Origin of the sequence: Methylophaga sp. UBA3603 (assembly GCF_002375335.1) — a bacterium.
GTDB lineage: Bacteria > Pseudomonadota > Gammaproteobacteria > Nitrosococcales > Methylophagaceae > Methylophaga.
In genome coordinates, this window is sequence record NZ_DFMC01000007.1 from 362,219 (window position 1) to 377,488 (window position 15,270).

11 protein-coding genes are annotated in these 15,270 nt (G+C 44.9%); 7 read left to right on the top strand and 4 right to left on the bottom strand.

Going from position 1 to position 15,270, the window contains the following annotated elements:
- Positions 1 to 275: 275 nt before the first annotated feature.
- Positions 276 to 3,230, bottom strand: a complete 2,955-nt coding sequence (locus B4F66_RS05390) for a bifunctional diguanylate cyclase/phosphodiesterase (RefSeq protein WP_292354359.1) — start codon at positions 3,228 to 3,230, stop codon at positions 276 to 278.
- A gap of 249 nt (positions 3,231 to 3,479) precedes the next feature.
- Here B4F66_RS05390 and B4F66_RS05395 point away from each other — a divergent pair, with 249 nt between their 5' ends.
- The 3 genes from B4F66_RS05395 to B4F66_RS05405 all read left to right on the top strand — a co-directional run bounded on the left by B4F66_RS05395 (position 3,480) and on the right by B4F66_RS05405 (position 7,474).
- Positions 3,480 to 4,286, top strand: a complete 807-nt coding sequence (locus B4F66_RS05395) for an OmpA family protein (protein ID WP_292354357.1) — start codon at positions 3,480 to 3,482, stop codon at positions 4,284 to 4,286.
- An 86-nt stretch (positions 4,287 to 4,372) separates the two neighbouring features.
- The gene (locus tag B4F66_RS05400; RefSeq protein WP_292354355.1) at positions 4,373 to 6,013 is read left to right on the top strand and encodes an acetolactate synthase large subunit; all 1,641 of its coding nucleotides are present in this window, start codon (positions 4,373 to 4,375) and stop codon (positions 6,011 to 6,013) included.
- Between the two features lie 9 nt (positions 6,014 to 6,022).
- The gene (locus tag B4F66_RS05405; RefSeq protein ID WP_292354354.1) at positions 6,023 to 7,474 is read left to right on the top strand and encodes an aldehyde dehydrogenase family protein; all 1,452 of its coding nucleotides are present in this window, start codon (positions 6,023 to 6,025) and stop codon (positions 7,472 to 7,474) included.
- Between the two features lie 76 nt (positions 7,475 to 7,550).
- Here B4F66_RS05405 and B4F66_RS05410 read toward each other — a convergent pair whose 3' ends face one another.
- From B4F66_RS05410 to cfa, 3 genes are all read right to left on the bottom strand, one after another.
- Complete coding sequence (locus tag B4F66_RS05410) at positions 7,551 to 8,021, bottom strand: Dps family protein (protein ID WP_292354352.1); 471 nt, start codon at positions 8,019 to 8,021, stop codon at positions 7,551 to 7,553.
- Between the two features lie 65 nt (positions 8,022 to 8,086).
- The gene (locus B4F66_RS05415) at positions 8,087 to 9,544 is read right to left on the bottom strand and encodes a catalase (RefSeq protein ID WP_292354351.1); all 1,458 of its coding nucleotides are present in this window, start codon (positions 9,542 to 9,544) and stop codon (positions 8,087 to 8,089) included.
- A 140-nt stretch (positions 9,545 to 9,684) separates the two neighbouring features.
- Entirely contained in the window at positions 9,685 to 10,872 is a 1,188-nt protein-coding gene (cfa, locus tag B4F66_RS05420; protein WP_292354349.1) for a cyclopropane fatty acyl phospholipid synthase, read from the bottom strand.
- 267 nt (positions 10,873 to 11,139) lie between these two features.
- On the opposite strand from cfa, the gene B4F66_RS05425 reads away from it, so the two are divergent.
- The 4 genes from B4F66_RS05425 to B4F66_RS05440 all read left to right on the top strand — a co-directional run bounded on the left by B4F66_RS05425 (position 11,140) and on the right by B4F66_RS05440 (position 15,117).
- Positions 11,140 to 12,723: a methyl-accepting chemotaxis protein gene (locus B4F66_RS05425; RefSeq protein WP_292354348.1), complete on the top strand. Its 1,584-nt coding sequence runs from the start codon at positions 11,140 to 11,142 to the stop codon at positions 12,721 to 12,723.
- Between the two features lie 86 nt (positions 12,724 to 12,809).
- Positions 12,810 to 13,130, top strand: coding sequence for a PepSY domain-containing protein (locus tag B4F66_RS05430; RefSeq protein ID WP_292354346.1), 321 nt, complete (start codon positions 12,810 to 12,812; stop codon positions 13,128 to 13,130).
- A 2-nt stretch (positions 13,131 to 13,132) separates the two neighbouring features.
- On the top strand, positions 13,133 to 13,795 hold the full coding sequence (locus tag B4F66_RS05435; RefSeq protein WP_292354344.1) for a response regulator transcription factor: 663 nt from the start codon (positions 13,133 to 13,135) through the stop codon (positions 13,793 to 13,795).
- Positions 13,792 to 15,117: an ATP-binding protein gene (locus B4F66_RS05440; RefSeq protein WP_292354343.1), complete on the top strand. Its 1,326-nt coding sequence runs from the start codon at positions 13,792 to 13,794 to the stop codon at positions 15,115 to 15,117. The genes B4F66_RS05435 and B4F66_RS05440 overlap by 4 nt, the downstream gene beginning before the upstream one ends.
- Positions 15,118 to 15,270 lie beyond the last annotated feature (153 nt).

Genomic DNA, 15,270 nt, shown 5'->3' on the forward strand with positions numbered 1-15,270 from the left:
GATTGTACTTATTTTTACGAAGAGCATTATTCGCCATATTATTTAATGCATATCATGCCTTTTTTGCATAAGTCACGTCTTTATCATGGGTAAAGTTTTCTTCGTGATGTCGCAAAATTAGCTCTGGGAGAAATTTCGGCTATTGCTATGTATTGGCAATCAAATATTCAATAATGGCATGGTTGGTGGGGAAAGTAGCTTTGCTCAGTTATGTTGAAGTATGAATGGGGGTATTAACCAGGATATTAGCTGTTTGCCTACCAAAGGCTATTTGGTTAAACGTTATTGTCGTGAAACTCTCTCCACTCAGGCTGCAATTGATACGCCTGACACCAGTTCATAATATGTTGAGCTGGCATAGGTCGGGCAATCTGGTAACCCTGTGCATGATCACAGCCCATCGATAACAGCATCAAACCATGCTCGACAGTTTCGACGCCTTCGGCAATCACTTGTCTGTTAAAGGCTTTGGCCAGGCTAATCACACCATCTACGATATTGTAATCGCTGGCATCCTCTAACATATCCCGCACAAAGCTCTGGTCAATTTTTACTGAGTTAGCCGCCAAATGCCGCAGATGGGTTAGCGAGGAATAGCCGGTGCCAAAATCATCAAGTGCAATCAGAACCCCTACCCGCTCACGGCAATCATCAATAATACGACTAAGTGTGGTCACATCACCCAATGCACTGCTCTCAAGAATTTCTAACTGTAATGACGCTGGCCGTATATCGTGGTAGCGATTTAAAATCTGCTGTAAAGACTGAATAAAGTTTTTGGCATGTAAATGATTTGCTGCAATATTGACACTCACTACGATATCCAAACCACCCTGCTGCCAGTACTGTAATTGCTGCAAAGCTGAATCAATAACCCACAGTCCCAGCTCAAACTCGAGCTCAGAGCCTTCCATATCCGTTAAAAAATCGCCTGGAAACAACAATCCACGCTGCGGGTGCTGCCAGCGAATCAAAGCCTCTACTGCAATTATTTCTCCAGTTCGCATATTTATTTCTGGTTGATAATGCAGAACAAATTCATCGTTTAACAACGCCTCACGTAACCGCTGTACAACATGATGCTTTTGAATAACCTGCTGGTTTAGTTCCGGGTTGAATAATCTGGACTTATTGCGCCCAGTCATCTTTGCTTGATACATCGCCTGGTCGGCATGACGCAGCAAGGTATCCAAATCCACATTATCCATTGGATACAGGGCGACGCCACTGGAGGCACTGATGGTAATGCGCCTGTTATCTATCCAATAAGGTTCTGCAAGAGTCTGATGCAATCTGATGAGTAGCTGCTCACATTGCTCATAGGAATTGATATCACGAAATAAAATAGCAAATTCGTCACCACCAAAGCGGGAAATAGTATCTTCCTCCCTGACGCTGGCACGTAGCCGATCAGCCACTTCAATCAGTAATAAATCGCCCACATTGTGGCCATAGGTATCATTGACCGGTTTGAAATCATCCAAATCCAGAAAACAGATCCCTAACCAAGTACCTAAACGCTGACTGTGAGCCACAGCCTGACTGAATCTGTCAGCAAATAATACCCGGTTTGGCAAGTGAGTCAGCACATCGTAATGTGCCATTAGCTCGAGCTTTTCCTGCTGCGTTTTTGATTGGGTAATATCGGAAAACAAGCCTGCGTAATATTGCTTGAAGCCTTGAGGATTGGTCATCGCCGTGATGGTCAGTTGCAATGCATACAAATGTCCATCTTTATGCCGATTCCAGATTTCACCTTGCCAATGTCCGTGATTTTCCAGCTTTCGCCACATTTCCTCAAAGAAAACATCATCATGTTTGCCTGATTTCATTATGGCGGGTGTATTTTGCAACGCATCCTGAGCGGTGAAGCCGGTAATTTCAGTAAAAGCCGGGTTAACTTCCAAAATTCGCCCCTGGATATCGGTTACTACAATTCCCTCATGTGCCTGACTGAAAATCTGCTCTGAAAAGTGAATTTTCTGTTCTGCCAGCTTACGACTGGTTAAGTCATAAACCACCAGTAATAACTCTCTGTTCACAGCCGCATCCAGCGGTGAAACTGAAAGCATCACATCGCGCGGCGTACCATCTTTACAGTGAACTTTGATCTCAACAGAGTGCTCGGGTAACGCCTTGGCATCAATGGTCGAATCACACCAGGCATTTATTTTTCTCAAATATTCCTGATTGATATCGGTTTTATTCCACCAGATAGCAAGACTAGGCAGATCGGCAGTGCTGTAGCCATAGAGTTCGGTAAAAGCAGGGTTAATAAAACTTACTTTCCGATCCCTTGCCACCATAATATAGGGGATGGGAGATGAGTCTATTACCTGACGAAACTTCAGATTGGCCAGAGAAGCTGTAAACATGAAGCGTACAAAAGCGGTCAATAAAGCAAAAATCCCCAATGCAACCACAAAAACCAGAATTCTGGATTGCCATACATCATTGTTAATGGTTTTCCAGCCCCCTTCAGGTTGTCCTGTCAGCAGCCAATAGCCGTCCGGTAAGGCCAGCGGCATGGTTAAGACCGGGTCTTTAAACAGGGAAGCGTCACCAAAAAATACTTCGCCAGCGGAACCAAGACCATCCTTCCCCCGAATGGCTATATCAATTGGTAACGTCTCATCCTTAAGGCCTGAGGCCTCAAAAAAGGCCTCAACGTCAATAACGGCTGAAATAATGCCCCAAAAATATTCATCTCCTTTCTCATCGTTAAGATAGACCGGAATACGAGTAATCAATCCGATCCCACCCTGTTTAAGCTCAAGAGGACCAGCCAGTACCAGTTTTCGATTTAATCTCGCACGTTCAGCCGCATCTTTTTGTGTGGGCTCCTGAAGGTAATTCAGACCAATAGCCTGTTCATTTCCTGCTATCGGGTACATATAACGAATAACCATTTCGGGGGCAGCAGCAATATTTCGCAGTTGCGTGTGTTCACCAATCAAATGCTGCATGGCAATTGCAAATTGCTGCTGGGTTAAGTCAGGATTTACGGCAAATAAGCCTGGCAGGCCACGTACGATCTGAATATGGTTCTGTAAATTTGTAACCAGATTGTTATGCAAAATACTCAGGTGCTGCTGAGTTTCCGCCAGCAAAGCATTTTTATGCCGATCCTGAATAACATAATCAAGATAAGTTGCGGCAACCAGAATCAGCAATGCGATTATGGCAATCATGCTGTTGAAAACCGGTTTAGTTGCGATAAAAGGACGCATTTGCGATCCGTGAAATAGCCAATACATACAATATATTACAGCTGGAACAATGTGATAAAAAAATGATTGCCGAACGATGTGTTACAGGTCACAACCTGTTCTAACCAACAGGATTACTATTAGGCCACTTATTGCTACGGCAAAATCTTGATTTATCATACAGTTACGGTAACAATGAAACCTCGAATAAATACTGTCCTAATTCCATCAGCCAATTATGAAGATCTGAATGAATTGGTGAACGGACAAATGACAAATCAAAAACGAACGCCGGGTACTTCGAATCGCATGGTAAAACGTAAAGCTATTCCTGCTTATATCGCTATCTTTGCTGATTTGATGACATTATTGTTATGTTTCTTTGTGTTACTTTTATCCATGTCAGAGCTGGATGTTGTCCGGTTAAAAATGGTTGCCCAATCCATGCACAACGCTTTTGGCGTTGAGCAGCCCGAAGAACCCGACCCCATCCCAAAAGGCACTTCAATCATAAGGCAAACCTTTTCTCCAAATCCTTCTGATATGACGGTCATTCAGGAGGTCCGACAGGATGCTGATCCTAATAACCCTATTCTTGAAACCTCTGATCTCAATTTATACATGCAAGCCAAGCAACAACGGCAACTGAGGGAAATCAAAGAAGCCTTAAAAGAACAAATTGATGAAGGACTGCTACAGGTTGAAACGAGAGAGGACCGGGTGGTCATCACCATTGATGAGCAAGCCTCCTTTCCTTCCGGTCTGGCCTCGATAAAACCGGCCTTTGTTCCTGTTCTGAAGACTATTGCAGATGCCCTGGCAAATATTGAGGATCCACTGGTCGTTTCAGGGCATACTGATGATCGTCCATTGAGTACATCACAATATCGTTCCAACTGGGAGTTATCCGGTTCACGTGCCACTTCCGTGGTGCATGAACTGCTTCGCTATCCAGAATATCAAGCCGAACGTTTTCGTGTTGAGGGCTATGCAGATACACGTCCAATCACAGAAAATGACACTGAATCAGGTCGAGCACGCAACCGAAGGGTAGAAATAGCTGTCCTCACTCAGTAAGGGCTGTGATGCCTTGATTATTTATGGTACAACCAAGCAACGACGCAATGTTTGCTCCGCCATCCCAGAGGACCTAGGAACACTCCATGAAAACATCTGATCTACTGGTTAAAGCGTTAGAAAACGAAGGGGTCGAATATATTTTTGGTATCCCTGGCGAAGAAAATCTCGATTTCCTTGATTCACTACAACATTCCTCCATCAAACTGATTATTACCCGCCATGAGCAAGGCGCAGGATTTATGGCGGCTAATTATGGACGTTTAACCGGCAAACCCGGTGTATGTCTGTCAACTCTGGGGCCTGGCGCGACCAATCTCATCACCCCCGCTGCTTATGCCCAATTGGGTGGCATGCCGATGTTGATCATTACTGGCCAAAAACCGATAAAGGCCAGTAAACAGGCACTCTTTCAAATTGTCGATATCGTTAACATGATGCGGCCTATCACCAAGTTCACCAAGCAGGTGGTGCATGGTAATACGATTGGTGCTGTGGTTCGGGAGGCCTGCCGTCTGGCGGTTCAGGAACGTCCCGGCGCCGTGCATATCGAATTACCGGAAGATATTGCTGCTGAAGAAGTTCAGGACAGAATTTATGTAGTCGAAAATATCCGCCGTCCGGATGCTGATAACACGGCAATAAAAGATGCGCTGGAAATGATTCGCAAGGCCAATATGCCACTGTTATTGATTGGTGCCGGGGCAAACCGGAAACGTGCCAGCAAAGCGTTAACCCGTTTTGTCGAAAAAACCGGGATTCCGTTTTTTAATACGCAGCTCGGTAAAGGCGTTATTGATGAGCGTCATGATAGTTATCTCGGTACAGCGGCATTATCCGAATCCGATTATCTGCACTGCGCCATCGAACGGGCAGATTTAATCATCAATGTCGGCCACGATGTTGTAGAAAAGCCTCCTTTCTTTATGAAAGATGGTGGGGCACCAGTTATTCATATCAATTTCCAGCCGGCTGAAGTCGATCCGGTGTATTTTCCACAACTGGATGTCATCGGCGATCTTGCCACGTCAATTAATCGCTTATCAGATGCCCTGTCACCACAGTCAAACTGGGATTTTTCCTATTTCTATCGTGTTAAACAGGAAGTTCAGCAACGCCTGGGGCTTTACAGTGATGATGATCGTTTTCCAATTTTACCGCAAAGCGCAGTCACCACCATTCGTGCAGCGCTGGGTGAAAAAGATATCCTGGCGCTGGACAATGGGCTTTACAAGATCTGGTTTGCCCGGAATTATCAATGTTATGAAAACAACACACTGCTACTGGATAACGCGCTGGCAACAATGGGGGCCGGCTTACCGACAGCAATGTTGGCCAAACTGATAAACCCCGATCGTAAAGTAGTTGCGGTCTGTGGTGATGGCGGGTTTATGATGAATTCGCAGGAAATGGAAACCGCGGTTCGACTGAAACTGGATCTGGTGGTGATTATTCTTAATGATAACGCCTACGGCATGATCAAATGGAAACAGCAGGGAATGGGATTTAAAGACTTCGGTCTGAATTTCGATAACCCTGACTTTGTGAAATATGCTGACAGCTATGGTGCCATCGGACATCGACCATCCAGCTATATTGAGTTCGATAAAATGCTGCGCGAATCACTCAATAGCCCCGGCGTACATTTGATTGATGTTGCCATTGATTATTCTCTCAACCACTCAATACTTAATGAAGGGTTGAAACAAAAAATCTGCATTCTATAAGGAAGCTTTATGTCTAGCGCACCTCACTTCGCCCTGAACCTACCCGGCGTAGCAGCCAAACAACGGGCACAGATTGATGTGACCAATCCATATAATGATCAGCTGATCGCTACCGCTGATGTGGCAGATAGCAACGCCGTCGAAACCGCCCTGCAAACTGCACATAGTTTATTTACCGATAGAAGCAAATGGCTTTCTGTTCCACAGCGTTTGGCGATTTTGGAAAAATCGCTTGAATTAATGCAGCAGCAATCTGATGAGCTGGCCAAAGGCGCTGCTGAAGAGGGCGGCAAGCCGTTAATTGATTCCAAAGTCGAAATGGTGCGTTGTATTGATAGTATTCGGCATTGTATGGACACCTTGCGTCATCAAACGTCGCATCCGGTTCCGATGGGTGTTAATCCTGCTTCACAGCATCGCTTAACCATGCTGCACAAAGAGCCAATTGGTGTGGTGGTTGCCATCAGTGCCTTTAATCACCCGTTAAATCTGATTGCTCATCAGGTGGGACCGGCAATTGCTGCGGGATGTCCGGTAATTGTCAAACCGGCTGAAAACACTCCGTTATCCTGTTTCCGTCTAGTCAAAATCTTCCATCAGGCTGGTTTACCCGCTGAATGGTGCCAGGCTTTACTGACCGAAAATCATCAGGTTGCTGAGCAACTCGCCACCGATCACCGGGTCGCTTTTTTAACGTTTATCGGCAGTGCCAAAGTAGGCTGGTATTTACGTTCCAAACTGGCGGCTGGAACCCGCTGTGCATTGGAACATGGTGGCGTAGCACCGGTAATCGTCGATGAAAAAGCCGATATTGATGCAGCCATTCCTGGTTTGGCCAAAGGCAGCTTTTACCATGCCGGTCAGGTGTGTGTGTCAGTTCAGCGTATTTTTGCTCATCATTCGATTGCACGTGAGCTGGCTGACAAACTGGCAGTGGCAGGCAATAAAATGCAGATTGGCGACCCATTATCTGATCAAACGGAAATCGGTCCTTTAATTCGTAACAGTGAAGTGACCAGGGTAAATGACTGGGTACAGGAAGCAGTAAGCCAGGGCGCAAAATTATTATCCGGCGGTGAAGCTATGGCAAATAACTGTTATGCCACGACTGTATTATTTGATCCGCCAGCAGATGCCAAAGTCTCCAAAAGCGAAATTTTCGGGCCGGTGGTCTGTGTCTATCCTTATCAGAATGTGGATCAAGCGATTGCTGAGGCCAATAGTCTGGATTTTGCCTTTCAGGCGTCTGTTTATAGCCAGAATATTGATAATGCCATGTATGTTGCAGAAAGACTGGATGCTTCTGCTGTGATGATTAATGAACATACTGCATTTCGGGTTGACTGGATGCCATTTGCCGGCCTGAAACATTCAGGGCATGGCACCGGTGGCATTGCCTACAGCATGGAAGATATGCAGATAGACAAAATGATAGTGCTCACCTCTAAAAGTATCCCTTAGGTGTGAATCCCATATTGCAGACAAAAAGAGACCGCCCGAGGGCGGTCTTAAAATTTGAGAGAGAAAAAAGTACTTGCTACTGCGTCATTGCCCGTAACATCCAGGCAGTTTTTTCATGAATTCGCATACGGTCAGATGCTAATGCCGACGAAGATTCGTCATCTGCTGCTTCTGCCAATTTCAATACTTCACGGCAGGTTTTCACCACTAATTCGTGGTTATGCGTCAGAATTTCGGTCATTTCCATCGCATCTGGTACACCGTCTTTTTCCTTGATGGAGCTTAATTCAGCAAACGCTTTATAAGTACCTGGAGCTGAGACACCCAGTGTTCTGATTCGTTCCGCAATATCATCGACGGCTGTAGCCAACTCGACGTAGTGTTCTTCAAACATCAAGTGCAGGTCACGAAAGCGTGGACCCGTGACATTCCAATGGAAATTATGGGTTTGCAAATACAGGGTGTAAGTGTCTGCCAATAATTTTTTCAAACCTTCGGCGACCTTTTCTCTGTCTTTCTTATTAATACCAATATCAATCGAACTCATAAATTTACCTCCTGATAAAATTCGAAGTCTGCCGTGATATCACGGCGACCATGATCCATATTTGTTTAGTTCACATCGTTCAGCGAAATACCAATCGCATCCGCCACACCTTTACCGTAGGCAGGATCTGCTTTCAGACAATTGCGAATATGACGTTTCTTAACTTCGTCATCAGCACCATCAATTGCCCGAGCAGTATTTTCAAACAGCACTTGCTGTTTCTCTGGCGTCATCAAACGGAACAAGTTACCGGGTTGTGAATAGTAGTCATCATCATCTTCCCTAAAGTTCCAATGATCTGCAGCACCATTGATGGCTAATGGTGGTTCACTGAAATCAGGTTGTTCCTGCCATTCTCCATAGCTATTAGGTTCATAGCCTTTAGTACTTCCGTAATTGCCATCAACTCGCATTGCCCCATCGCGATGATAACTGTGATAAGGACATCTAGGCGTATTCACCGGTATCTGATGATGATTAACCCCTAACCTATATCTATGGGCGTCACCATAAGAAAACAACCGTCCATGCAACATTTTATCTGGCGAAAAGCTAATTCCAGGCACAACGTTAGCCGGTGTAAACGCTGATTGCTCTACGTCTGCATGGTAGTTTTCTGGATTACGATTAAGCTCCATTACACCAACATCGATCAGCGGATAATCTTTATGGGGCCAGACTTTCGTTAGATCAAACGGATGAACGTGATAGGTATCCGCATCTTTTTCAGGCATGACCTGCACTTTCAATTCCCAGCGAGGATAATCAGCGCGATCAATTGCTTCAAATAAATCCTTTTGATGACTTTCACGATCTTCGCCGACGACTCTGGCCGCCTCTTCATCGGTCAGGTTTTCAATACCCTGCATGCATTTGAAATGAAATTTCACCCAAAAGCGCTCGTTATTGGCATTGATAAAGCTATAGGTATGACTGCCAAAGCCATGCATATGCCGGTAACTTTTCGGCAGACCGCGATCACTCATCACAATCGTGACCTGATGTAACGCTTCTGGTAATAAAGTCCAGAAATCCCAGTTGTTCTGCGCGCTACGCATATTGGTCTTGGGATCCCGTTTCACGGCATGATTCAAATCCGGAAACTTCAACGGATCACGCAAGAAAAACACCGGTGTGTTATTACCGACCATGTCCCAGTTACCTTCTTCGGTATAGAACTTAACGGCAAAGCCACGAATATCACGCTCTGCGTCTGCCGCCCCTCTTTCACCGGCAACAGTGGAGAAACGGGCAAATAATTCCGTTTGTTTTCCCACTTCAGCAAAAATTTTAGCACGAGTGTATTGGGTTATATCGTTGGTCACTGTAAACGTGCCAAAAGCACCCGAACCTTTAGCGTGCATCCGTCGTTCTGGAATCACCTCACGATCAAAGTGAGCCATTTTTTCCAGAAACCAGACATCCTGCATCAATAACGGGCCACGAGGGCCAGCTGTCATGCTGTTCTGGTTATCTACAACCGGTGCACCACCAATTGTGGTAAGTTTTTGTTTATCTGCCATGTTCGCCTCCTTGAGGGCATTAAATAAAACTCATCTTTGTGAGTTTTTAATGACTATAGGCGAAACAGATGAATCGGTAAAACAACTAATATCAATAACATTAATCGCTTTTATCAATAAACAAAATTTTTCGATATCACTTATCTTAAAGATCGGTACTCGCCTTCACGGCCCTGTTTACTTAATACGAGCTGCCACAGCTGGCCTTGTTTGGAGCGAAAGAAACCGGCACAGCTATGCAAATAATACTTCCACATACGGTAAAACCTTTCATCATAATGGGTGGATAAATCGGGCCAGGCTTTATCGAAGTTTTCCCACCACGCCATCAGTGTTTTGTCATAATCAGTGCCGAAGTTGTGCCAGTCCTCAATGACAAAACGGCTATTAAGGACTGATGCCAGTTCTGCTGCTGAAGGTAATTTGCCATTGCGAAAGATGTATTTATCAATCCATGGATCCACTTTAAGTGACGTAGCGTGAATGCCGATGGTGTGCAGTAGGAACAGTCCTTCGGGTTTGAGCAGTTTCATTGCACTGTCAAAATAGATCGGATAATTCTTGGGCCCAACATGTTCGAACATACCGATAGACACAATTTTGTCGAATTGCCCTTCTAAATCCCGATAATCCATCAATTCAATCGTCACTGGTAAACCGGCACAACGCTCCTGGGCGAGGGTTTGTTGCTCTTTTGAGATCGTAATGCCATGAACTTCTACGCCATAATTCTCTGCAGCATATTGAGCAAAACTGCCCCAGCCACAGCCAATTTCAAGCACCCGTTCACCGGGTTGAAGCATAAGTTTTCTGCAAATCAAATCCAACTTATGCGTTTGGGCCTGGGCCAGATTATCCGCCTCTGCCCAGTACCCACAGGAATAGCTCATTGTGGGGTCGAGCATCGCCTGAAAAATATCATTACCGGTGTCGTAATGTTTTTTGCCTACTTCATAAGCCCGTTTGCTGGTTTGGCGATTGAACAGGTTCTGGCGAAAGATTTCAAAATACAGTCTGAATTTGGCGACACTGCCCAGATGTTTTTCGATATCAACTTTAAGTAAGCGGTGAAACAGCTCATCCAGTTCATGGCTCTCCCACATGTTATCCATATAGCTTTCGCCAAACCCGAGAGAACCCTGCGTTAAAATCCGCCGATAAACTCTTGAATCAAACACCTGAATGTCCCAAGGCTGATCGCCATTGAAACTGACACCGGCGAGATCAGCTGCCTCTTTTAAAATAGCAGGTGGGGAAACCGTTTGCGTTTGACTTTGTCGTTCCTCACTCAACTTTACGTGAGGCACTTTTGAAGTGGATTCAGTCATAGACGGTATTTCTCCTCTATTCTTTCGGGTTTATAGCCCTACCATAGCTGAAAAATAAAATGATTTGTATAAGGTAATTACTGATTTTTCAGCTTGGTTGTTTGCTCTGATAATTAAGTTAAAAGTTTTAATGAATTACAGAAACCATTCACCTCTGTTCATTTAAAGTCCACAATGAAAGTGCCGATAATAATAAAAGTACAAAAACGGCAGTTCGCATTAAGTGTTGAACAAAAATAAAAAAATCGGGCCACAGAGGGCAAGATCATGAAAAAAAACCTACCTATAACCAATAACGAGGTGGCCTTTCCTGAAGGTGAAGAAATAATATCAACCACCAGCTTAAAAGGGATTATTACCAGTTTTAACGACACCTTTCAGAAAATCAGCGGTTTTGAATCCGATGAATTATTAAATAAAAATCATAATGTTATTCGACATCCAGAAATGCCTCCGGCAGCGTTTGATGATTTATGGAAAGCAATGAAATCCAATCATCACTGGATGGGTATTATCAAAAATCGTACTAAGAATGGCGATCATTACTGGGTGGATGGCTATGTAAGCCCAATGATCGATAATGGAGAAGTTACTGGATATGAATCGGTTCGCACCAAACCGAGTCGAGAACGTGTTGCCAGAGCTGAAAGAGTTTACCAACGAGTCAATAATGGCGGTTCAGCTCGGGATGGCAGCTTCCTGGCAAGGATGGACCTGAAAACACGTTTTATGCTCGCGCATACCCTGGCCTTGTTGAGCGCTATTGTTGTAGCAGGTTTATTATTGAGCACCACCCCTGTTTATGCCATGACCGCCGCTTTAATCATTGCCTTATCGGTATTTTTTATATTGTCCATCTGGGCTTTTTCACCTTTAAAACAAGCTGCAGAAAAAGCGCGACAGGAAATTGATAATCCACTGATGGCATTGATCTATACCGGTCGTTCAGATGAGATTGGCCAAATCCAGTTGCCAACCGAATTCTTACGTGGCCGGCTTGGAACGACTTTGGGCCGGATCCGGGATTCTGCATCCAGTATCGAACATGAAGCGGATGAAAGCGCCCGTTCAGTGACTGATATTCAAACAGCTATTCGCCAGCAATCCATGCGTATGGAAGAAGTCGCCACTGCAATGACTGAAATGACAGCCAGTATTCAGGAAGTAGCTAATAATGCCGCCTATGCTGCCACCAAGGCTCGCGAAACAGATGAACTCTCGAAAAATGGCGTAAGCAGTGCCTCTAAGGCGGTGAACTCGTTAAGCGATCTGAGCACTGCCATTGGGAATATTTCTTCCGTGGTTGCTCAGCTGGATAAAGACACTCGTAATATCGGTCAGATCATTGAGGTCATTACCAGCATTGCTGATCAAACCAATTTGCTGGCATTGAATGCCGCCATCGAAGCAGCACGTGCAGGAGAACATGGGCGTGGTTTTGCTGTCGTTGCTGAAGAGGTCCGCTCACTGGCCAGCAAAACGCAGCTTTCTACCCAGCAAATTCAGGATTTAATCGGCAAGCTTAATGGCGCGGTCAAACAAGCTGTTGTGGTAATGGAACAAAGCCAGCAAACCAGTGAAACCAGTGAGCTGCATGTTAAATCCTCGATTCAGGCGCTGGAAACTATCGCTAATGAAGTCAGCAATATCAATGAATTGAATACGCAAATAGCCACTGCTGTTGAAGAACAAAGCAGTGTCAGTGAGGATATAAACCGAAATATTGTGCAGGTGAATGAAAGTGCAGCTCAGGTAACACACGGTGCTGAAATAGCAGATAACGCTGCCAATGGTCTTTCAACTCAATCACATCATATGAGCGATATGATTAAACGATTCCAACAGGGGTAAGTTAATTTCTGCAGAAACAGTTAAGCTTAAATTAAGGCTGATTCGATACCATCCAAGTTAACCACAAGGGCTTTTTTGGGAAAATTATGCAACGTTCAATTTCATCGGCATTTCATTTAATAGGCTTGGCGCTTGTTTCAGGGCTGCTCCCCAGCCCTGTGCTGGCTGATGATGTCAGTCATTCTGAAGCACGAATGCTGCGTGAGTCCGGAAAGATTCTGCCATTAGAAAGCATTCTTGAAACCGCCAATAACTATCGTAAAGGCGAAGTTATTGATACAGAGCTTGAGCGGGATGACAGTTTGCTGGTCTACGAAATTGAAATACTGGATGATCAAGGACGGGTTTGGGAACTTGAATTTGACGCAACAAATGGCGACTTGCTCGAACTCGAACTGGACGATTAAACATGCGGATATTGCTGGTTGAAGATGATGTGCTGATGGGGCCAACGCTACAGAATGCATTATCACAAGCAGGTTATGCCGTTGATTTGTCTGTCGATGGCATTGATGCTGAAGCCCTGGGCGATATTGAGCCCTATGATCTGATTGTTCTGGATCTGGGTTTACCGAAACGTTCCGGGATGGAAGTTTTGCAAAACTGGCGTCATCGCAACAATCATGTGCCCGTGGTTATCCTGACAGCAAGAGGCAGCTGGGAAGAAAAGGTGCAGGGCTTTAAAGCCGGCGCTGATGATTACGTTGCTAAGCCGTTTCAAACAGAAGAACTATTGGCTCGAATCAGTGCGGTGCTGAAACGTAGTTCAGGTACCAGTGGAGGACCATTACAGGTCGCCGGATTACTGCTTGATGAAGATGCCCAGTCCGTTAAATTAAAAGATGGCCGTTTTTTTAACTTAACTGGGACGGAATTCCGACTGTTACGCTATTTTATGTTGCATCCAGGCCAGGTTATTTCGAAAAGCCGACTGACGGAACATGTCTATGAATATGACAGTGATAGAGACAGCAATGTTATTGAAGTGTATGTCAACCGACTACGCCAGAAGGTAGGCACAGATTTGATTCAAACCCGTCGTGGGCAAGGCTATATTTTCGGATCGGCATGAGCTCACTAAAACGCCGACTGTCGATTGGTCTGACGTTTACTCTCAGCCTGTTAATTTTGCTGCAATGGGCACTTATAACGCTGGTCATTGAACGTGTTACCGAAACACAACTCCTGGAACGGTTGGAAAGCGAGACTGAAGGGCTGCTGGCTAGCGTCGAAATTAATCCTGACGGTTCCTTCGACCTAAGCTCGCTTCGTCTCAGCAGTTTGTATCAACGACCTTTTTCTGGTCATTACTATGTAGTGTGTACTGAAAAAATCTGTAAACAGTCGCGATCTTTATGGGATGAATCATTAACCATCGAACAACTTGCCAGTGGACAGAAACGCCAAACATTAATCGATGGACCGAATGAGGAAAGACTGTTCAGCCTGCAACGTGGCTATTTCAAGCAAGGACAAAGCCTGACCATTATGGTGGGGCAAAATATCAGTGAACTGAATGAAGATATATCGCATTTTCAGATGCTGTATTCACTGGTATCAGGTATTGGTCTGATTGTTCTGCTGATAATTCAGTGGTTGATCGTTGGCAAAGCATTACAACCTTTACAACGCCTCCAGCAACAACTCTCAAGATTACGCAGAGGTGAAACGGAAAAAATTGAAACTCAGGGGCCTGAAGAGATTCAGCCCATGATACAAGAGCTTAACCGTTTATTGGTGACCATGACTCGCAAAACCCAACGCTCACGTGCTGCATTAGGTAATCTGGCACATGCTCTAAAAACACGTCTTACGCTATTGAATCAAACCGCTGAAAGTAGCGAACTGAAAACGCTTCCGAATATGCAAAAAGCATTACATCAGGTCAGCCGGGATATGGGACAAACCATCGAAAGAGAATTAAAACGTGCCCGTTTACTAGGTTCGCCGATGCCGGGTCAAAAAGTCGATCTGGAACATGAGATTGCTGAGCTGAGCCGGACCTTACAGTTACTTTATCGAGATAAATCACCCGTTATCGACTGGGAAATTGAACCTGATTTACAGTTTTTTGGTGATCGGGAAGATTTGCTAGAGATGCTGGGTAATCTGCTGGAAAATGCCTGTAAATGGTGTCGTAAACGCGTCAATATTACTGTTTATCAAAACCATTATTGTTATTTTGTGGTTGAAGATGATGGTCAGGGCTGTGATGAAAGTAAATTGTCACAACTACCACAACGAGGCTTCAGAGCTGATGAGTCGGTACCTGGGAGTGGGCTTGGGCTGGCCATTGTGTCTGACATAGTAGAAAGTTATAGCGGCGAAATGTTGTTCAGTCGTTCTGCGATGGGCGGATTGAAAGTGGAAGTCCGACTGCCATTAATTGTATAAGGAACCCGCCTCGGCGGATTCCCTAGGACTTGTTGATCTTTCATCTCCGCCTCTGTTGTGAGCTGAAAAAGCGTCAATCGAGGCACGAGGAGCGCCTTTTGTGAGATACATCCATGTATCTCACACCATTGGGGCTTGCGCTCAAAAACGTTT